The 19487-nt window shown below is 45.7% G+C and carries 18 protein-coding genes; 13 read left to right on the top strand and 5 right to left on the bottom strand.

All coding sequences use genetic code 11. The annotated features are described in order from the left end of the window. Positions 1-40: 40 nt before the first annotated feature. Both J4N45_RS19955 and J4N45_RS19950 read left to right on the top strand, forming a co-directional pair. Positions 41-1639, top strand: a complete 1599-nt coding sequence (locus tag J4N45_RS19955) for an isocitrate lyase (RefSeq protein WP_042470702.1) — start codon at positions 41-43, stop codon at positions 1637-1639. A gap of 197 nt (positions 1640-1836) precedes the next feature. Next, positions 1837-2415 (top strand): hypothetical protein, encoded by a 579-nt coding sequence (locus J4N45_RS19950; protein WP_252016364.1) that lies wholly within the window; start codon positions 1837-1839, stop codon positions 2413-2415. Between the two features lie 75 nt (positions 2416-2490). Here the strand turns inward: J4N45_RS19950 and J4N45_RS19945 are convergent, their stop codons facing one another. Beyond that, on the bottom strand, positions 2491-2781 hold the full coding sequence (locus J4N45_RS19945; RefSeq protein WP_252016361.1) for a hypothetical protein: 291 nt from the start codon (positions 2779-2781) through the stop codon (positions 2491-2493). 294 nt (positions 2782-3075) lie between these two features. On the opposite strand from J4N45_RS19945, the gene J4N45_RS19940 reads away from it, so the two are divergent. The 4 genes from J4N45_RS19940 to J4N45_RS19925 are packed head-to-tail and all read left to right on the top strand — an operon-like array spanning position 3076 to position 6508. Next, on the top strand, positions 3076-3588 hold the full coding sequence (locus J4N45_RS19940; RefSeq protein ID WP_252016358.1) for a hypothetical protein: 513 nt from the start codon (positions 3076-3078) through the stop codon (positions 3586-3588). An 11-nt stretch (positions 3589-3599) separates the two neighbouring features. After that, positions 3600-4517, top strand: a complete 918-nt coding sequence (locus tag J4N45_RS19935; protein ID WP_252016355.1) for a sterol desaturase family protein — start codon at positions 3600-3602, stop codon at positions 4515-4517. 40 nt (positions 4518-4557) lie between these two features. Next, positions 4558-5244 carry a response regulator transcription factor gene (locus J4N45_RS19930; protein WP_252016352.1) on the top strand — a complete coding sequence of 229 codons (687 nt, stop codon included), beginning with the start codon at positions 4558-4560 and terminating at the stop codon, positions 5242-5244. Continuing rightward, positions 5231-6508 (top strand): sensor histidine kinase, encoded by a 1278-nt coding sequence (locus J4N45_RS19925; RefSeq protein ID WP_252016349.1) that lies wholly within the window; start codon positions 5231-5233, stop codon positions 6506-6508. The genes J4N45_RS19930 and J4N45_RS19925 overlap by 14 nt, the downstream gene beginning before the upstream one ends. A gap of 318 nt (positions 6509-6826) precedes the next feature. On the opposite strand, the gene J4N45_RS19920 is transcribed toward J4N45_RS19925, so the two are convergent. Then, a complete protein-coding gene (locus tag J4N45_RS19920; RefSeq protein WP_252016347.1) occupies positions 6827-7312 on the bottom strand; it encodes a VOC family protein in 486 nt (161 codons plus the stop codon). 227 nt (positions 7313-7539) lie between these two features. Between J4N45_RS19920 and J4N45_RS19915 the strand changes: the two genes are divergently transcribed. Further along, positions 7540-7881: a DMT family transporter gene (locus J4N45_RS19915; RefSeq protein ID WP_252016344.1), complete on the top strand. Its 342-nt coding sequence runs from the start codon at positions 7540-7542 to the stop codon at positions 7879-7881. A 110-nt stretch (positions 7882-7991) separates the two neighbouring features. Here the strand turns inward: J4N45_RS19915 and J4N45_RS19910 are convergent, their stop codons facing one another. Next, positions 7992-8438, bottom strand: coding sequence for a DUF2753 family protein (locus J4N45_RS19910; protein WP_252016341.1), 447 nt, complete (start codon positions 8436-8438; stop codon positions 7992-7994). Between the two features lie 175 nt (positions 8439-8613). Between J4N45_RS19910 and J4N45_RS19905 the strand changes: the two genes are divergently transcribed. The 3 genes from J4N45_RS19905 (at position 8614) to J4N45_RS19895 (ending at position 9279) form a co-directional block, all read left to right on the top strand. Then, positions 8614-8871, top strand: a complete 258-nt coding sequence (locus J4N45_RS19905) for a type B 50S ribosomal protein L31 (protein ID WP_252016338.1) — start codon at positions 8614-8616, stop codon at positions 8869-8871. A gap of 11 nt (positions 8872-8882) precedes the next feature. Continuing rightward, positions 8883-9026 carry a type B 50S ribosomal protein L36 gene (gene ykgO / locus J4N45_RS19900; protein ID WP_252016335.1) on the top strand — a complete coding sequence of 48 codons (144 nt, stop codon included), beginning with the start codon at positions 8883-8885 and terminating at the stop codon, positions 9024-9026. Between the two features lie 94 nt (positions 9027-9120). Continuing rightward, complete coding sequence (locus J4N45_RS19895; protein ID WP_252016332.1) at positions 9121-9279, top strand: hypothetical protein; 159 nt, start codon at positions 9121-9123, stop codon at positions 9277-9279. 65 nt (positions 9280-9344) lie between these two features. On the opposite strand, the gene J4N45_RS19890 is transcribed toward J4N45_RS19895, so the two are convergent. Together J4N45_RS19890 and J4N45_RS19885 are read right to left on the bottom strand one after the other, a co-directional pair. Then, positions 9345-11231, bottom strand: coding sequence for a beta-N-acetylhexosaminidase (locus J4N45_RS19890; RefSeq protein WP_252016330.1), 1887 nt, complete (start codon positions 11229-11231; stop codon positions 9345-9347). A gap of 227 nt (positions 11232-11458) precedes the next feature. Beyond that, positions 11459-14293, bottom strand: coding sequence for an HD domain-containing phosphohydrolase (locus J4N45_RS19885; RefSeq protein ID WP_252016327.1), 2835 nt, complete (start codon positions 14291-14293; stop codon positions 11459-11461). A 200-nt stretch (positions 14294-14493) separates the two neighbouring features. Between J4N45_RS19885 and J4N45_RS19880 the strand changes: the two genes are divergently transcribed. The 3 genes from J4N45_RS19880 to J4N45_RS19870 are packed head-to-tail and all read left to right on the top strand — an operon-like array spanning position 14494 to position 19436. After that, positions 14494-16122, top strand: coding sequence for an ABC transporter transmembrane domain-containing protein (locus J4N45_RS19880; RefSeq protein WP_252016325.1), 1629 nt, complete (start codon positions 14494-14496; stop codon positions 16120-16122). Then, the gene (locus J4N45_RS19875) at positions 16109-18148 is read left to right on the top strand and encodes an ABC transporter transmembrane domain-containing protein (protein WP_252016323.1); all 2040 of its coding nucleotides are present in this window, start codon (positions 16109-16111) and stop codon (positions 18146-18148) included. The genes J4N45_RS19880 and J4N45_RS19875 overlap by 14 nt, the downstream gene beginning before the upstream one ends. After that, entirely contained in the window at positions 18141-19436 is a 1296-nt protein-coding gene (locus J4N45_RS19870) for an HlyD family type I secretion periplasmic adaptor subunit (protein ID WP_252016321.1), read from the top strand. Before J4N45_RS19875 ends, J4N45_RS19870 begins: the two co-directional genes overlap by 8 nt. Positions 19437-19487: the final 51 nt, after the last annotated feature.

Raw genomic sequence — 19487 nt, 5'->3', positions numbered from 1 at the left:
ACTGGCCACCCTATATCCAACGTGAAACTAAGGAATAGTTATGTCGCAAATTAATCAAGATATCGAAATGATCGAAGTTGCAAAACGCGCTGCAGGTACGCCATGGGATGCAATCGATGCTGAATCTGCTGCTCGCATGCGTGCTCAAAACAAATTCAAAACTGGCCTAGATATCGCGCAATACACGGCGGATATTATGCGTGCAGACATGGAAGCGTATGACGCAGACAAGTCTCAGTACACTCAGTCTTTGGGTTGCTGGCACGGTTTCATTGGCCAACAAAAAATGATTTCTATTAAGAAGCACTTCGGTGGCAAGACTGATAAGCGTTACCTATATCTTTCTGGTTGGATGGTTGCAGCACTTCGCTCTGATTTCGGCCCACTTCCAGACCAGTCAATGCATGAGAAGACGTCTGTTCCTGCACTTATCGAAGAGCTATATACTTTCCTTCGCCAAGCAGATGCACGTGAACTAGGCGGTCTATTCCGTGAGCTAGACGCAGCACGTGAAGCCGGCGACGTAGCCCTTCAAGACCAAATCCAAGACAAAATCGACAACCACCAAACTCACGTTGTTCCAATCGTTGCCGATATCGATGCAGGTTTTGGTAACGCTGAAGCGACTTACCTACTAGCTAAGAAAATGATTGAAGCGGGTGCTTGTTGTCTACAGATTGAAAACCAAGTAGCCGATGAGAAGCAATGTGGTCACCAAGACGGTAAAGTAACCGTACCTCACGCTGACTTCCACGCCAAACTGCGCGCGCTACGTTATGCATTCCTTGAGCTTGGTATCGACAACGGCATCATCGTTGCGCGTACTGACTCACAAGGCGCTGGCCTAACCAAAGAAATTGCGGTAGTGAAAGAGCCGGGCGACCAAGGCGACATCTACAACTCTTACCTAGACGTTGAAGAAATCGATGTAGCTGACATGAAGCAAGGCGACGTTTGCTTTAACCGCGATGGCAAGCTAGTACGTCCTAAGCGCCTTCCTTCTGGCCTATATCAGTTCCGTTCAGGTACCGGTGAAGATCGCTGTGTATTTGACTGTATCGAAGCTATCAACGCAGGTGCTGACCTACTGTGGATTGAAACTGAGAAGCCACACATTGGCCAAATCAAAGAGATGATGGACGGCGTACGTGCAGTACACCCTAACGCGAAGCTAGTTTACAACAACTCGCCGTCATTCAACTGGACGCTAAACTTCCGCCAACAAGCGTACGACGCAATGGTTGAAGCAGGTGAAGATGTATCAGCATACGACCGCGCAAACCTAATGAGTGCTGAGTACGATGAAACTGAGCTTTCTAAGCGAGCAGATGACAAGATCCGCACGTTCCAAGCAGACGCATCGCGTGAAGCGGGTATCTTCCACCACCTAATCACACTACCAACGTACCACACCGCTGCGCTATCAACAGATAACCTAGCGAAAGAGTACTTCGGTGATGAAGGCATGCTTGGCTACGTTAAGAACGTTCAGCGTCAAGAAATCCGTCAAGGTATCGCGTGTGTTAAACACCAAAACATGTCTGGTTCAGATATCGGTGATGACCACAAAGAGTACTTTGCAGGCGAAAATGCGCTAAAAGCAGCTGGTGAACTGAATACGTCGAACCAGTTTGACTAAAGAGCTTGACCCCTCCTAGCTTCCAGTTAGCAAGGGGAGGGACAGCTGGCTCGCTAACGCATTGCCATTTCTTAAAGAGCTACGTGACGTTAGGAACGAGCCCGAAGTTCTCCCCCTATATAGGGGGAGCTAGAGGGGGTAACCACAGCGTGCTCCCACCCCCCACCCTCCACAAAAATAACCACAGAGGCAGCCCTATGACCACTCAAACTCCCCCACATCTACAAGACGCAAAAACCCTTCTATCAGACAAGGGATTTGCCACCAGCAACACGTGGTACCACGGCACCTCTTCTGCTCTCGTCGCTTCAATCCAAGCGCAAGGGCTCAAACGCTCAGGTGATAAGGCGCTCAATGAAGTAGCTAAAGCCACCATGGCAACAATAGGTAACCAATACACTGAAATCGTTGAACCGGTATTCCTAACCCAAAGTAAAGAGCTGGCTTTTTACTGGGCACAGCAGACCGTTCGTGAGCGTAGTATGAGATTCGAAGGGGTCGAAGAGCCCGTTGTATTGCAGATCAACCTTAGCGAAAAACAGCAGACAAGCGTAAAACCGGACGTAGGTGCTATGAGTTTATTAATGATGCGTGACGGCGAAGCTTATATGGCGCATATCGCTAAGCTATACCAAGACAACAATATAGCTATCCCAGAGATCGACTTACAAAATGCTGATCGAATGGCCTTTCTAGACACGCTTGGCATGGCATACATCGACCAAGATGTTAGCCGCGCGAGCATCGAGGTGCTCCAGGAGCCTGCCACTGCGTAATTCAATCTACTCGACACAACAAATACTTAAACACCGAGCGCTAGGCTCGGTGTTTTACTCTCAGTAAAGTTGATATTAAATACGGATATAACCCGACGTATTTAGACCATCGCCTTCATGAATACTTTTACCGTCAATTTTGATGTGCTCCGGGCACTCCAACGCTTTGCCCCACTTTAGTTCAAGCGGCATTTCGGTACTGCCTTTATAGAGGCAGGTTTTCACCTTTGTACTAACATAATCACGTATAACTACTTCTTTCTCGCCAACATAAGCCCCATAAGTCACATCATCGTTGTTCGCAAACGAGAATGAAGACATCGAAATCAAGCACGCAGCCAGTACACATTGAGTTAATTTTTTCATCGTAACCACCTCACCTTTATATCTGTAGTGAATAGCCGAATACTCCATCACCCCGCCTGTTGTTAATAAATATATCGAACAACATCGGAGTGATGAAAACAGATACCATCAGACAAACTGATACATATAGATAACTTGTTGATTTTCGATTAGCAATGCAAAGCAAAACCTCTAATGCATTCGATATTTAGATAGATAGTGGACACTTGAGCTCCATTACTTAGGTGATAACCTTTTGTTAACCCCCATAGCGATACGCTTGTTTTCAACAAGAAAACCGCTATGGAGCAGCCTATGAACCTAACCAAATCCATTTTCACATCAATGCTCATCACTTTAGTAACCTGGAACGGCGTTTCCGCTCAAGAACAACCTAAAGTTAAAGCCAATACTGCTGGAACAACGAAGACAGAACTTCACTACTTTTACTTACTGCAAACAAGAGCTGACTTAGACCATATTGAAATGCTATGGAACGACGCCTATGAGAAACTTGAATCTGTCTCAAGGGATAACTTGAGCACCATTATCGTCGCCTACACAGACCTTAGCCAAGATTTCGCCACCGCCGACATCACTATCGGATATCAATCGAGCACTGCCGTCAAAGGCGAGAAATCAACTATCGAACTCAATCAGAACAAACAGGTTCTGCTTAGCAATGGAAGCCATGACAAACGTGCGATAGAAAGCGCTTGGAACGACATTGACTACCGCCGAGAAATTGAAGTGATTATCGAAACACACGACCTCAATCAACATGGATTGCCCGACAGCAACTCACTGACCGTCTACTATAAGGACTAGGAGCTAAGACTATGGAAATACTCACTATGCTGTCCGAGCTGACAACACCCGATTCTTTGTATTATTGGGAAACATGGATAGACGATAACTTCTTCCTACTCGCCATGTTCGTTTTTGCTATCGAGCTTGTTCGCTATGCCTTTAAGCGTCGTATTAGCTGGCAGCTTGTTGGAGACAGTGCGACTAACTTCGTCACGCTTGGCTTTCTATTTGTGATGGTGTTTATTGTTGGGCTTGCTTACGTCGGCGCCTTTCTATTCACATACGAGAACTGGAGCCTCACGCACTTACCACTCACTGGCTGGACCGTGATCGGCTGTTTAATCCTTGCTGATCTTGCTTATTACTGGGAACACAGATTTCTCCATAGCAATGGCTTTGCATGGGGCACACACTCGGTTCACCATAGCTCACCGTTTTTCAATATCTCGGTGGCGTATCGGTTTGGTCCACTTGATTGGTTGTTCCCTTTCTTTTTCCATCTCCCTTTAGTGTTGTTGGGTTTCCATCCGTTTCTAGTGTTGATGTGTGAAACCATCGTTCAGGTGTTCCAAACGCTGCTTCACACCGAAACGGTCAAACGTTTTCCGCGTCCCATTGAAGCCGTGTTCAATACACCCTCTCACCATCGTGTTCATCATGCGGCAAACAAGCGTTACTTAGATAAAAACTACGCCGGGATCCTGATTATATGGGACCGGATGTTTGGCACCTTTGCGAGGGAAGAAGAGAAGGTAAAGTACGGCATCTACCCTGCGGTGAATTCCGTCAACCCAATAAAAGTGCTGTTTCATGGCTACTGGAAGTTAGCTCAACAAATTTGGAACGCGCCGTCGTGGGCATATCGATGTCAGTTGCTGGTTCGATCGCCGCATTGGGCGTGGGAGCAGTCACAAAAACAGCGACGCAGCGATGCGAATCCATCCTAGTTGATACAATAGACAGAGACTCATCGGTAAACAGGTAATTATGAGCAAGATAAACGCATTACTCATTGAAGACGATATCGATCTTGCTGAAGCAATCAGCGACTACATGGAAGTAGATAACATTGAGTTTGACTTCGCTTACAACGGAGTCAGTGGATTAGAGCTTGCCTCAACCAACCACTACGATGTAATAGTCACTGACATCAACATGCCCAAGATGAATGGCTTAACCATGACTCAAACCTTGAGGACTCAAGGAGTCGCAACGCCTATTCTTATGCTAACCGCTCGCGATACTTTGGAAGACAAGCTAACTGGCTTTCAAGCGGGCTCAGACGACTACCTCGTTAAACCATTTGCAATGGAAGAGCTCAAGGTTAGGCTGCAAGCCTTGGCTCGACGAGGGCTCACATCGGTCAGTAAGCTCACTATTGGTGATTTATCTGTCGATTTACAAACGCATCTCGCAGTACGTGATGGACAGGAGCTTCGCCTTCCACCCGTTTGCTGGAAAATGCTCGCTTGCTTGGCAAAGCACAGCCCGAACGTGGTCTCAAAATCTCAATTGGAACAAGCTATTTGGCAAGACGATGTCCCAGCGGCTGACAGCTTAAAGGTTCATCTTTTTAAATTACGGCAGGTTGTCGATACCCCTTTCGACACCAAACTCATTCATACCATTCATGGTGTTGGTATCGCCCTTAGAGAGAATCATGATCAGCATTAAAAGAGACGTTTATCTATTTCTATTCGGGTTACTTTTCCTCCTCGTCACAGCCTACAGTATCATGGTAAGCCAGAGTTATTATCTTGGGCTGGAAGAGTCGGCCAAATATGAAATGCTTTATGAAATGCGTGCCGTAGAAAAATATTATCAAGAGACAGGAACACTCCCTAACACCAAAGGTCGAACATTTCAGGTGTTCTCGAGTCTTGATTCCATGCCGATACATTTTCGCAAAAGCTTCGACTGGCAAGCGTTTGAGCCCGGTGAGATTTACGAGCACTACCTCGTTGCCAAAGACAATAGCAATGCTCATTACCTCTACGCCTCAATGCAGGAAGCAAAAGCCAATGGGAATATGCTTTACTTTGTCACCACATACGATGAATCCCTTTACTATCAACTCTTAGAGTCAGATATTCCTGATTCCTATACTCAATTCAATCAGGCTCTATTGATTAGCGGGGCGCTGCTATTGGCAGTTTTTGTCATGGTTAGATGGCTAATTTTCCGATTAACACAGCCCGTGTTTCGTCTGGCTAAGTGGAGTTCGACCTTAGACACCCAAGAACCTCCCCCCCAACAGAAACTGCGCTACCAAGAATTAATTGGGCTTGCTGACACCTTGACACAAAGTATTGAGCGAGAAAGAGAGTCAATCGCGAGAGAAGAAACGTTTCTCAAAACAGCCAGTCATGAATTGCGTACTCCAATTGCCACCATCTCAGCCAGCAACGAGTTAATTGAACGCGGTAAAGAGCACCTTTCACCAAGTCAAAAACGGGCGACCAAGCGCATCAACCGTGCCACTGCGAACATGAATAACTTAATTACCGCTCTGTTGTGGTTAAGTCGAAAAGAGCAACTTCCTGTTCAAGAGTCAGACATCAGATTACGAGACCTCGTAAACGAGCTTATCGAAAATAATCGCTACCTTATCGAACGTAAAGCGGTCGAGGTCGAGATCCAATGCGAGTCAGCTAAAGTAATTGAACTGCCGTTCGAGCTAACCCAAATTACACTCACAAACCTTATTCGAAATGCTTTTCAGCACTGTACCGAAGGACAAATTACCATCCGTGTTTTCAAAGAGGGTGTTCTAATTTCCAACCCAACTACCGAGCACGATGAAGAGTCTTCGCCCTCAGGGTTTGGTATTGGATTAACGCTGGTTGAAAAGATCTGTCATCAGCAAGATTGGGCTTTGCATTTTGAGCGTTCTAACTCAACGTACGTGACAGAATTGATGTTTGGAAAGCTGCGTTAACCAAACGATAACCTTTCTCCACCTAGACTAGCAGTATATTGAATAGGTAATGAGGTGACTATGCGAGTTTGGATTTTAGAAACACTTGTTTGGGCAGCGGTGACAGTCAGTGTTTGCGTTGCAATCTGGGGGGTTAACACCGTTAATATTTTATCTGCGCTCGGCATCTCTGTTGCAGTCTCCCTAATACTTGGCAACAGTTCGCGCTCTTAGTATAGGAAATTACACACCTTCGAAGTAAGGAGCAGACGGCGACAGGTGGCACAAAACGAAAAAGGGCTGGCTTAATGCCAACCCTTTCTGATTTTTCGCTGTCAATTACTCGTAATCAGACGCGTAAGTTTCTTCATATGTGTGTGAATAAAGTTCAAATAGCGTGCCGAACGGGTCTTCTAGGTAAACCATTTTTGCAGGTTTACTGTCATCCTCTGGGTGGTAACGCATAATGTCCATTCTTACTTTACCCCCATATTGTTTTACACGCTCAATCGTTGCTTCAAAGTCATCACTTTGCAACGAGAAGTGGAACAGGCCAATACGAGAAAAATCAACGCGGTGGCGTTCTTGGTGATCCACCATTTCAAACATTTCAAAACCAACACCATCATTGGTTACTAGATGTGCGATGTTGAAGCCCTTGAAGCCCTCCCCAAAAACTTCGATACACATACGACCGATGGCGGTTTCACGCTCCTCAACAACAGGAGTGTTATCCATGACAATGCGTAGGCCGAGCGCTTTAGTGTAAAACTCAACCGCTTTAGTCATGTCGCTGACCATAATACCTATGTGGCTCATTTTCATATTCAGTTACCTCAGTTCGTTTTGTTTGTTCCGACCTTGTGTCGATGAGGAGAGTATATGGAGAATTGTAGATTAGGGTAAATTATCAATTATTATTTTATTGATAATTTTTTGTTATTATCATAGTCAATTAGAAATGTCGTTACTATTTTGGCGATACAAAACCAACAAGTTGCAACAAAGGTGTGCTATTTTGCCGCCCAATATTCATACTCTAGGCTCCAAACATGCTATCAATCCCTCCTTACCTCGCTCTTGCCATCGCAATAGGGCTTGAGGTATTTGCCACATCTTGGCTTCCTAAGACTCAACAATTTACTGCTGTCGTGCCAACACTCGCTGTCTTGGTGGGTTACGGGCTCGCGTTTTATTTACTGGCAGTCGCAGTGCAAACCCTTTCACTGGGAATCGCCTACGCGATCTGGTGTGGGGCTGGTGTTGTTTTGGTGGCAGGTATTTCATGGCTGGTTTATGGCCAGAAACTCGATATCTACGCGATTATAGGGATAGGTTTTATCCTCCTAGGGACAATGATCATCAATATCTTCTCATCTTCGGTAAACCACTAAACGTATCATCGCCCGCCATCATCAGCGCCCAAAAACACAAGCTCACAAAGCGCTACAACAAGCTCCATCGTGCATAATTAAAAAGGTCAGCTTCTGTGAAGCTGACCTTTTTAATGAATTTGAAACTTGACGATCAACTCGCAATCGTTGACCGACTGAATCTGCTCTACGTGTTTCGCCACTTTCGGATTTGGATGACGCTTCAAGAACTCAACCAGTGCTGATTTACAACAGCCTAGGGAAGAAACAAAACGACTACAGCTCGTTCTAGGACACTGTGGCAAGAGCGTCATCACTTCTTCAGAAGCAAGCTGCAAGTACTTTAGCTCATAATCACTGTCGCCTTGAGCACGCCAAAAATCGGCTAAGTTATGACAAGACATCACCTTGATGGCTAATAGATCTTCGAGCTCCTCCATGTCTCCCTCAGCATTGATCTCCATATACTGAGATTCTGCTAACGCGACTTGATAATGCGCGACTGCTGACATTAATTCTCCGCGCTTAACTGCCTCATCAGCCAATAAAGTGTGTCTCTCCCATTTAACAGTGTCCATATCACCTATTCCATATCTGCCTATCGACACTAGATGATATTGATTATCATTTGTATTTCAACCACATTATTTTTAGGGTTGCAAGCCGATCAGCGTCATTCAAAAAACACTGGATCTCACTATCGATAACAATTATCATTTGCATAATGTTATAACATAACAACAGGAACGTATAATGAAGCCAAATATCCACCCTGATTACAGAAAAGTCGTTTTCCATGACACCACTGTAGACGAATATTTTATCGTGGGTTCCACGCTACAAACCGACCGCACCATTGAGTGGAAAGATGGAAAGACCTACTCATACATGACCATTGAGGTTTCATCAGAATCTCACCCCTTCTACACCGGAAAACAGCGCGTCATTAGCAAAGAAGGTCGCGTAGCTAACTTTAACCGTCGCTTTGGCGGCATTAAAACTAAGTCATAAAGGCGGATACAATGAAAGTTCTTAGCTCCCTAAAAAGTGCCAAGAAACGCCATCCTGACTGTCAAATCGTCAAGCGTCGTGGCCGTATCTACGTTATTTGCAAATCGAACCCTCGATTCAAAGCCGTTCAGGGCAAGGCAGGAAAAAAACGTTAAATTGTGATGAATGTAAATTATTTGTTAACTTGGACTTGAGTGCTGCATCAGTGCGACGTTAAGCTCTTCTTGTAAACTCATGCAAGGAGGCGTTATGGATGATTTGCAATTTTACCTAGTTAATGATTACTGCCCACGTTGTCACTCGGTCACGACTCATGATGCGTTTGAAGTAGACAACGAGCAACACAAGGACGGCCAGCAAGCTCAAGTCGAGCATGTGTGCGAGAAGTGCCAAGCACTCGGACAGTAAAGAGTATCACACAAATAAAAACCGCCTTAGCTGGCGGTTTTTTAATGGAGGTATCATCAATCTCGTTATGACAACCGCTTGTAGTTGACGTTGAGTGAGTCTAGATAATCTAATTGCGCTGCGACTCTTGGTAAAAAGCTCTGCCAAGATTTGTTTTCTGTCGCCGTCCACGCAACCTCAGCGACAGCAAACAGCCTTGGATACAATAAAAACTCAAGCGTTGCCCTGTCTTTAACAAACTCCGTCCAAACCAGAGCTTGAGTTCCAATCACTTGTTCGCTGTTTTCAATGCTACCCGGATCAAAGTCATAAGCAGTCTTTAAATCAATTGCCCCAGCCCAAAGTACACCCGTTTCATTAATGTCCTTATTCCAAGCCATATCCAAGTATGTCGCTTGAGCCGGACACATAATCACCGGATAACCGGCTTGCGCAGCTTTTTGTCCTTCAGCGCCATTTGACCACGCGCAGACTGTAGCCTTGTTAGTTATCTTGTTGCCATGGCTAGCCTCTTCCCATACAGCAATCGTTCGACCTTTTTGAGCAAGATATTGCTCTAAGTGGGAAATCAGATGCCCCTCGAGTAAGCGCACATCATCAAGCCCCATCGCCTTGGCTTTGGCAATACACGCAGGTGATTTCTCCCAGACATGCTTAGGTACCTCATCGCCCCCTAGGTGAATCACCTTAGATGGAAATAACTCACACACTTCATCGAGTATGGTTTCGAGTACTTGATAAGTACCGGGCAACGCTGGGTTGAGCACGTTATCTTGATATTGCTGGATAGAAACATATTCAGACTTATCGTCAGCTTCTCTCAATAAGTTAGGCAATGCCATGATCAGCGCTCGAGCATGACCCGGAATGTCAATCTCGGGGATCACAGTGATCTCCCGCGCTTTGGCATACTCAATCACCTCGTTGATTTGCTGCTTGGTAAAGAAGCCACCGTAGCGCTCTGGACCTGAGCCAAATTGAGATGGCTGCGCTTCTCCTTCTCCACGCCACGCACCGATGTCAGTGAGTTCAGGAAAGGCATCAATTTGGATACGCCACGCTTCATCGTCCGTGAGATGCCAATGGAAAGTGTTTAGCTTGAGCCATGCCATTCGGTCGATCACTGCTTTCACAGTATCTATGTCATGGAACGAGCGAGCACAATCCAAAAACTGTCCGCGGTAAGGGTATTGAGGTGCGTCGATTATCGTCGCTGAGGCTACGACTCGTTGACCTGTCACTAAAAGCTGCGCCAAGGTTACTGCGCCGTAAAAGAACCCTGCCGATGTTGCTGCTTTGAGCTGTATAGAGTTACTGCTAATCGTAAGTTCGTAGCCTTCGGGTTTGATATGTTCCGCACTTACCTTCGACAAAGATAGGGTTGCATTACCTTGCAGCTCGGTAAAGGAAACATCAGAAAACTGATTTGAGAACCAAGCTATTGCATTACTGGCTTCTGCTGGTTCAGCATCGATGGTCACTTGGCGACCAAGTTGAAACTCACCTTCAGCAAACTCAATTGATTGTGGATGAGGAATAACGCCGGACGTCGGTGGGGGAAGCGCTAATCCTCGAAGATCTAAATCTTCTGGTTGGCTCATCTTATGAGTCCCCACCTCAACGTCTAAAATCGTCTCTCCAGATTTCAAATAAGGGTGGTTTGGACGCTCAGAGAGATTGAACAAACCACAAGTTTGGCTTTCAACCGTCATTTGCCAGCGACCACCTTTTTCAATCACTGAGCTTGATAGAGGCGCCATCTCGATATGAGAGCCAACCTGCGAAACAATCTGTCCATTCACCACAGTATGTTTGTCAATAAAGCGAGGCATATCAAAGCACAACACAAAATCTTTTAGTTCCGTGTCGGAGCTGTTTTCTAGCACGATATTGAGTTTGAGCGAAGTGTCTGCATTGTTGAGCACTTCAAAATGTAATTTGGGTATACTCACGACAATTCCTTCTGACTGAATACGCTAACGAGCGTTGATTGCGGGGAGTGTGACGACCAAGCATATCAACTGCTCTAAACCGTGTGATGACACTTGTGAAGCACAAATTCAATAATGCGGCGCACCCCAGATAATTAGTCTGAAAAACCAAATAGCGATTGCCCATCAGGACACTTTATCGTATGTGCATACTCACTGTTAGAGATATTGTTGAAACTTAAAGCACTTTAAATCAACTTAGCTATATCAACCTCATCAAGCTGCTCGTCTAACATGTACTCTTGTGCAAATCGTAAATACACACCCGAGGTTAGAAACAGTTCAAACAACGATTTGTCCAAGTGATTGTCTTTTACCATATAACTCATAATTTTCAGCGATTCTGATAGTGTTTTCGCTTTTTTGTAAGGACGGTCTGCACTAGTAAGCGCCTCAAACACATCGGCAATAGCCATGACTTTTGCCGTCAATGGCATCTCATCCCCTTTTAGTCCCATTGGGTAGCCTGTACCATCCATTTTTTCATGGTGGCCACCAGCAATCTTAGCGACATTTTGCATATGTGCTGGGAACGGCAAAGATTCCAGAATTTGAATCGTTTGAATGATGTGATCATTGATGATGAAGCGTTCCTCTTCAGTGAGCGTACCCCTACGTGTCGACAGGTTATACACCTCTCCCTGGTTTGCTTTGTATTGCGTTGGCTTCATCGTGAAACGTGGATCGCTTTGGTGAGGGGCATCCCAAGATATAAGGTGCTCAGGCATATTAGCCAACAACGTTTCTTGTTGGGGGAGTTGCTCTTCTGTTTGATGGCGCTGCCTCTCAACCCAAGAAATGCCCTTGCGTTTACTTAAGGTACGTATCCACCGAGTTTTCGCTATTTGCTCCAACCGCTTAAGGTCTTCATCACTGACAAATTCCCCCCCGATATTAAGCGACGCGATAAAGTCAAAATCATCATCAATTTGTGTATGCAGTTCCTCCAGATCACGCTTTGCTTCTTGACTCAATTCGCCAAAACTTTCCTTCAACAGCATAATTTCTTTATCTCGCTTAATCACTTCAAAACGAGTTCTGATTTCATGTATTCGGTCATAGATGGTTTCGAGCTTCGTGGATTTATCAACCACATGTTCAGGCGTAGTGATCTTGCCACAGTCATGTAACCACGCTGCCATTTTTAGCTCTTGCCACTCTTTATCATTAAGGTGGAAGTCATTAAACGGCTCTAATGTGGATTCCTGCGCCGCCTGTGTTAGCCATTCGGTTAAGACAGGTACTCGCTGACAGTGATTACCTGTATACGGCGATTTTTTATCAAGTGAGCCAGCAAATACTTGAATGAAGGAGTCCAAAAGAGCCCGCTGAGACTCCAGCATTTGCTGAGTTTCAATTGCAATAGATACGTAACCAAGTAGCGTCTGCAAATAGTCGGAATACTCTCGATAAATCGACTCTGCACCTCCCTTCTCAAACATCAGGCCAAGTGCACCAATAACGACCTCTTCTCTATTTTTCAGCGGTATGTATATCACTTCACTTTTTTCGGGAAGACTTGCTTCAACTTGCAGGTGGTTGAGATCGTGTAACGGGAAAGCCTGAATCTTCTTGCCTACAAAAACATGTTCGATAAACCGAGTCGCATCTTGCGTGGAAATACTTTTAGCGTGAACATTTTGAGCCCTATTAAACTGGACAACATGAGGAACCAACTCATCACTTTTCCCATCAAGTAAGTACAGCAATACCCCATCAGCAGAGACTGAGTCAGCTGTGTTACCACACACCAGCTCAAGCATGCTGTCGAGGTTTTGCTGACGTGCGATCCCATCCGTCAGCGTAATAAATCGAGATATCGTCGCTTGAGTCGACAATTGGGCATGATTCAACTCTTGTATCTCTTTGATATAACTATGCGGGAGTGGTGAAGTATCGAACGAGAAGTTCTCAATGGCTTTCGCTTTTTCGGTCGCTCTCACAATAGGCTTTGAGATAAGCCTTGAGACCAAGTAGATACAGGGGAGCATCAGCAGTAACACTATCAATGACGCATACAAGGTTTGCTGCTTTATCAATAGTCCTTCATCAAATATTGATGACGCCTTTGTCGCCATTAACAAATGGATGTGCTCACTGTTGAGCGGTTTGATGGTAACGATGCGCCCAAACCAATTTTCTTTCTGAAACTCAAAGCGCCCTAGCTCAACACCTCCTTTTTTTCGGTCTATCGCATGTGGGACGATATCTCGATTAATATCGGCGATCTGCAAAATGTCACCATTGTTTTCATTACTAAAACCGCTAGAAAACGCGTACACAGCGCCATCGTCGTTATATAGCACCCGGATAGAAGAGTCGTTGGTCAGTGTGTCTTGCAAACTTTGGCGTAGATCTTTGAGCATGACATGAACAGAAACTCTCAGCCCTTGCTGATTTACCTGTGATATTACAACCCCCATTGCAGTGGAGTTAGCGAGCTTAGTCGGTTTGGAAATCGTATTGCGCCCGGGTGTTGCTGGCGAGTTCTCTTGATAGGCTTGGTGAAACTCTTCCTCATTGACCTCTAGCCTCTCAACAAAGTTGAGGCTGCGATCGTATGTGTAAACCTCGACTACACCACCAATCTCGTGCGCCACGATATATTGCGATTGCTGATTGTTGATCACGATATCAGAAGTCAAGTCTTCCGATACTCGCATTACGACAACACTATCACCATCTTTAAAAGAAAAGGTGTAAGTCTGCACATGATCAAACTGTGAGAGCAAGTGAATCACTTCTGGTACAACGCGTAAGCGCTCAAAACCAACAGAGGTATTTAGGCTATGGCTGTTGGAAAAACTCCCTAAAGCGGAGAACGCAGTGCCGTAGTGACTATTTAATTGGTGCTTAGTCTGCTCAGCTATTCTTTCGAATATCTTACTATTGGCCTTAAAAATCACCTCTGACATCGCCTTATTACTGAGTGCCATCTGTGTCCCAGATGCAATAGCAACAACGAATATAATGATAGTGACGATATGAACATGGATTGGAAACGACCTTTTCGAGATTTTCATTTCATTCCCTGTAAATTGAGCTCTCTTGTTTAAAAATAGAACTTTTCTCATCCTCACGTTCAAATTATTACTCGATCTTAGACTCAAATTTGTAACTTCAAAAATACGACTCCGCTAGATAACATTTTCCTTGGTTACTATTTGAAAGTTGGCGATTTCTGTCCGAATCTTAATTCATATGGTTCATAAGTGGATTACGTATGGAGACGACACTTTCAGCAGGCCTATCAGGTATAAGAAAAGTCCTTATACCCTCGATACTGATCAACATTCTTTCCCTAGCGGTTCCATTAACTGTTTTGCAGATCTATGACCGCATTATTCCCAACCAAAGTTATGGAACTGCGACGCTTTTGCTGTTTGGCGCTACGGTTGCCGTGCTTCTCGACGCTTTCTTGCGTTTTGCACGAAGTTGGATACTGGCGGCAGAGTCCTCGAATATGGAAAAGACTCGCTATGCCTCAGCGGTTCGCGTGCTCGCAAGCTCACCAACCGCAGAGATTAAAAAGCTAAAGGTTGGAGGGGTTCAGAATGGATTGGAGTCAATATCTAAGATCAAGGATATATATTCAGGCGGGTTGCTATCTGGTTTGATTGATGTTCCATTCGCACTGCTGTTTCTTTTCTTAATCTACTACGTAGGCGGAGCTTTAGTACTCGTTCCGTTAACTGTCTGGGCGATTACCTTCTCAATCGTCTGGTTTTCGGGAAGAAGAGCCAAGCGTCGAAGCGAGAAACACGCTCAACTCGATGATCTCAGAGCTGGATTTCTCATTGGACTTTCTCGAAATCTACTTGGAATTAAACGTCAGGCAACCGAGTATCGCACCTTCTCTACGTTTAAGAAAATCAACCAAAAATATCGACTCGTCACCGCTGACGATGAGAGAAAAAACACATTTGCCCAAGAGTGCATTTATTTAGCGTCTCTGGGGACATCGGTAGTCCTCGTTATCGCCGGAGCTTCACATGTGCTTTCTGGAGAGCTAACCACGGGTGGTTTGGCAGCTTGCTCAATTCTAGCAGGTAGAGCTGTCGCTCCATTAACGGCGCTAACAAATCTCAATATCCGCTACGCCAATATGCAAACCTCAGTTCAAAGCGTTCGAGAGTTACTCAACCTAACACCACACGAAGACGGCCTGAATGACGACTTAACATCCTTCAATCGAGTTAGCTATCAGAACGTCATATTCAAACGTTACGAGAAGAATATGACTCTTAACACCGAACTCTGCAGTGGAGAAATATACTTGGTCGAACACCCCAACGGTGAAATTGCCGGACAAACGCTCGCAGTGATGGCAGGGGTCAATACGGTCATTGATGGTGAGGTAAGCGTTGACCAAGTGGTTACGGACCCCAATTCCATAGCAGCTATCACCTCTTATCTGAGCTCTCGTGGTTCAATTTTACAAGGTTCAATCTTGGATAACCTTTGCGGATTCAATCCAGAGCTTTCTGAGCGTGCTTTGTCATACAGTAAACAGCTTGGTCTTTATGATGTGTTGACTCAGCTACCCGATGGTCTTGAGACTAAACTGGCAGACATGCCAACCATACCGCTCAGCCACAGCAGTATCCGTTTAATAAACCTGTGCTTCCAACTGGCCAAACCCACACCATTACTATTGATCGATAAACCAGAAATTGATCTCGACATAGATACTTGGCCAAAGCTTGCTGCGGTCCTAGAGAACGAATCTAGTAACGGCAGGACTCTCGCTTTGGTCACTCACAATACGGTCTTCAAGCAATTGGCCAATCAAACTATTACCGTAGATGAAGCCGGCGAAAGTCAACGAGGTGCGTCAGATGAATGGTTTTGAAACCGCCTCGCTAAAATCTCTTAGACTACTGGACGTAAACAGCAACGTTGACGTCTTCGCCAATCAATGGGTAGAAGAGAATGGTCTGTCAGACCTACAGGACTACTTGAGCATGCTCGACCGCCTAAACGTCCCTTATAGAATCGTAGGCAGCGATACGGCATTAGCTCAATACGAGTTTAAAGTTTCCGTCCATGTGTCGGAAACAGGCCTTGCCGCCTATCCGCGCAAAGAAGCAATGGAAGCAGCCTCTGCAGAGTGTGAATATATTGTCCTTCTGGAAGACTCCCCACCAGATAAACCGGATCCCAATTGGCTTGGTAGTCGCCTCGATGCGTTTCGAGATATTATCCCTAAAGTTGCGCTCGCCAGCTTGGTAGCAAACTTGTTCGCTCTTGCTATCCCGTTTATCACCATGTCTATTTACGACCACGTGATTGGAGGAGACGCAGCGCATGAACTGACTGGGATTGCCATTGGTGCTACGCTGCTGTTTGCCCTGCTTTGGCTACTGCGTGTGATCCGAAGTCAAACCTTAGCAACCGTTGCCAATCGAATAAGCCGCGAAATATCCGACGCCTTAGTCAAAAAGCTGTTAACAGAAAGCTACCAAGTGAGTAAAAACACCACGCAACAAACGCAGGTTAATCAACTCAACTTCTCCCAACGCATCGCAGGGGTTCTTTCAGGCCCGCTGGGGAATACTCTATTCGACATCCCATTTGTGCTGGTATTTCTAATTGCAATCGGAGCTCTGGGTGGCTGGTTAGTCATGGTGCCTATTATTTCACTTGGTCTTTACTACTTAGTTGCGAAGCGTTCTATCAAGCATTCTGCGGTGAGAGCTAACCAGTCCACGGTTGCTGGGGCTAACCGTCAAACGCTTATCGCCGAGCTCTCTGGACAACTCGGCTTCATGCGCAGTAGCCGAATGATCGATGGATGGCTTTCGAAGTTTGACAAAGCAAACCATCTAGCATCCACCAACAGCTTCAAGCAATCCCTACATCAGGCAAAATATACCTCGCTCTACTACGCGATCGGAATCCTATCAACCATCGCCGTAATTGGGCTGGGGATCGAGCTTATCTTTACAAACGTCATGTCAGCAGGTGGGTTAATTGCGACAATGATGCTGATATCAAGGATCACAGGGCCAGCTCAAACACTCGCTAATAATGCGTCCCGCCTGCAGCAGTTGAAGCAAACTGAGCTACAGATTAATCGTTCATTAAGCATCAACTCAGAGGAAAGTTACCGTTATCACCATCATACACTTGAGCAGTCGCCACCACGTATCGAACTCGACCAAGTCACGCTTCGATACGCAAAACAAGCGAAGCCAGCGCTAAGTGGGGTCTCAGCCATTATTGAGCCCGGAGAAATCATTGCGATAACGGGTCCTTCAAATAGCGGGAAAACGAGCTTAATTGACACCATCGCTAGCTTCCAACCCGTGCAAAATGGTGTCGTCAATATTAATGGTATCAACTTAAATCAATATGCTCCGCACCTATATCGACACTGGCTGTTTTATCAAGCCGCTCACCCACAAGTGTTACTCACCAGTATCAGAGACTGGTTCTCTGACAAGCAAGATATCGACGATCAACAAATCATATCCGCCATCGATAGAGCCGGTGGCAAAGAGTGGCTCGCTTCATTAGATAAAGGGCTTGATAGCAATTTAGCTGATTTATGGCCAGATAATATGTACGACTTGCTCTCGCGATTTGAGGCTCGGATGCTGATAACCGCGAAAGCACTCGCCACCCACTACCCCTTGTACTTGCTTGATAGCCCGTTGCAAGACTCAGCGCCTAGCTCGGTCGCGCTATTTAGTGAATTTCTGAATGAGAAACGCGGACAGTCGACGGTAATTTTCAGCACGCAAGATACCGAGCTGATTAAGCTTGCCGACAAAGTTCTGGTTCTTAACCAAGGCGGAGTAGCCTACTTTGGCACTTTAGACAGCCAAGACTCGGACAATCAATCACAACCTATGGAGATCGTTGCTAATGAGTAAGGATTATTACGCCGAAGCTATTGAATCCAAACAGACTCGACGACTTCTTTCTGTGACAACGTCAGCGATAGCCTTATCGGTGGTAGCATTTATCTCGTGGTCTGCCTTTACCAAAGTCGATGAAATTGCCAAAGCTCAAGGTACCGTGATCCCAGAAGGAGAAAGGCAGATTATTCAAAGCGATATAGGTGGCAAACTCAAAACGATTTCGGTATCTGAGGGGGACTTAGTTGAAGAAGGACAAGTCCTGGTCGAGTTTGACGCTACCTTTCAAACCACTGCCTTAGAGGAACTTAAAGCTCAACAAGCCTCTCTCAACTTAACCATTGAGCGCTTAAACTCACTAATAGACGAGCGAGAACCAGACTTCTCAGAGTATGAAGCACAATTTCCGGAGCTAGTCGCACAACAAAAAGCACAGCGCAGCGCTCAGGTTGCGCTCTACTATCAAAAGCGAATCGTACTCGAGAAAGAGGCAGAACAGATAGCGGAGCAACTCAGAAGTACCGATAACGCGATCCCTGCCTATGAACGCGAATTACAGGCATCAAAACAAGAATTGGCAATCCTCCAACGTGGGCAAAAGAGTGGCAATATTTCTCGATTACGCGTGCTCGAGATGCAGCAAAAGGTCGCGTCTATTGAGCAGCAAATTGAAGAAACTCGTGGTAAGAAAGCACTCCTGTTAAAACAGGCCGACTCTAACGATGAGAAGATCTCACAACTCTTAGCAGAAGCCAAAGTGGAAGTTGCCGACCAGCGTTCAAAAGCGGCTTCAGAGCTCTCAGCCCTAGAAGCGAGGGTTCGCTCGGGTGAAGCAAAGCTATCGAACACGGTATTAATGTCGCCAGTACAAGGGTTGGTTCAAAGCATTCCAAGTACTAAAGCAGGCGCCGTTATCCAACCCGGCGGCACCGTGGTAGAGATCGTCCCTATTGGTGGTAAGGCAGCCTTTAAAGCTAAGCTATCCCCTCGCGATATCGGCTTTGTTAATGAGGGGCAACTCGCAAGGGTCAAGGTCGATGCGTTTGACTACAGCCGCTTTGGTGCTCTGCGCGGAGTGGTTGAATCGATATCTCCAACCACCACAAAAGATGAGAAAGGCAACATCTTTTATGAAGTGACTGTATCTGTTGATACGCCTTATTTCAGAGATGACCCGGAACGTTTTGCAATTCTACCGGGCATGACGGGTGAGGTGGACATCACAACAGGTGAAAAGACCGTTTTTCAATACCTTTGGAAACCAATCTATACCAATGTAAGCCGAGCTTTCGGCGAGCGATAACCTACTCTTCGAACAGGAAAACGCCCTTGCATGACAAGGGCGTTTTTTTGG

Origin of the sequence: Vibrio sp. SCSIO 43140 (genome assembly GCF_023716585.1) — a bacterium.
GTDB lineage: Bacteria > Pseudomonadota > Gammaproteobacteria > Enterobacterales > Vibrionaceae > Vibrio > Vibrio maritimus_B.
The sequence above is the reverse complement of the archived record's forward strand: the minus strand, read 5'-3'. Positions and strand labels throughout refer to the sequence as shown.